The organism is Methylobacterium sp. WL18, assembly GCF_008040015.1.
GTDB classification, from domain to species: domain Bacteria; phylum Pseudomonadota; class Alphaproteobacteria; order Rhizobiales; family Beijerinckiaceae; genus Methylobacterium; species Methylobacterium mesophilicum.
Genome location: NZ_VRVD01000926.1, coordinates 1 through 1,393, shown reverse-complemented (window position 1 = coordinate 1,393; position 1,393 = coordinate 1). Strand labels below are relative to the sequence as shown.

General features: G+C 73.7%; 1 protein-coding gene. It reads right to left on the bottom strand.

All coding sequences use genetic code 11. The features are described from left to right. A partial coding sequence (locus FV228_RS29775) for an FtsX-like permease family protein (protein ID WP_147857735.1) occupies nucleotides 1-1,393 on the bottom strand: 1,393 nt, incomplete at both ends.

The window sequence follows — 1,393 nt, the reverse complement described above, 5'->3', positions numbered from 1 at the left end:
CGCGGATGCGGCAGGCGGCGGGCGAGCGCCATCAGGCCGAGCGCCACCCCGTGCAGCAGCGCGAACGCGATGGCGGCGGCCGCGATGAAGATCAGGGCCACACGCCGGTCGAACGCCGTGCCGACCGCCAGGCCGACCAGGGCGGCGAGGCTGAGGGCAAGCCAGATCCGGTAGCGCCAACGCGGGCTGACCCGGGCGGGATCGACCGTGTCGCGGAACAAGCCCGAGACCGGCACGTCGTGGGCACGGCCGAGCGGCGTGATCGCGAACGCGAAGGCGGTCAGCAGCCCGTAGGCGGCGGCGAGTAGCAATTCCCCCGGCGCCAAAGTCGGATTCAAGGGCAACGGCAGGTCGGCGGAGAACAGCGCATCCAGGACGAACGGCAGGCTTGCGCCGACCGCGAGGCCGATCGCCGTGCCGATGCCCGCGATCAGCATCACCTGAGTCAGGTAGAGGGCGACCACCTGCGAGCCCGGGGCGCCGACGCTCTTGAGCGTCGCGATCGAGGGACGCTTGCGCTCCACGAAGGCGTGGACCGCGTTGCCGACGCCCACGCCCCCGACGATCAGCGCCGTCAGCCCCACCAGGGTCAGGAACTGGGTGAAGCGCTCGATGCTCTTGGAAAAGCGCGGGTCGGCGTTGCCGCGAGACCGGATCTCCCAGCCGGCCTCCGGAGACGCGGTTCGGATCCGCACCTGCGCGGCGTCGAGGTCCGGGTCCCGGGCGGCGTCTTTCGGCAGGACGATCCGGTAGCTCCAGCGGTTGAGGCTGCCCGGCTGGACGAGGCCGGTGGCGCGCAGCGTCGGCTCCGAGATCATCAGCCTCGGGCCGAAGCCGATGCCGCCGGCGATCTTGTCGGGCTCCGACGTGAGCGTGCCGCGGATCGCGACCGGGTGCCCGGCGAGCGCGATCCGGTCGCCGACCTTGACGTCGAGGCGGGTGAGCAGGGCCGGATCCGCTAGCGCGCCCGGCGCCCCGTCGCGCTCGGCCAGCAGGTCGGCGAGCCGGCCCGGCGGATCGGTGACGAGTTCGCCGGCTGCCGGGTAGGTCGCGGGATCGACGGCCTTCAGCTCGACGAGCGCGGCGTCTCCGCCGCCCGCCACCGCCATGGCGCGCAGGGATGCCACGGCGTCGACCGTGCCCTCCCGCGACAGGGCCTGCCGCTCCGTGTCGGTCGCCTCGCGGTTGATCAGGTTGTAGGCGAGGTCGCCCCCGAGGATCCGTCGCCCCTCCCGGCCGAGGCCGTCGGAGAGCGAGCGCGAGATCGACGCCACGCCGGCGATCGCGGCGACGCCGAGCGCGATGCAGGCGAGGAACACCCCGAAGCCGGACAGGCCGGCGCGCAACTCGCGCACGGCCAGGCGCAGGGTGAGCGGGAGGCGCCGGGGGGAAG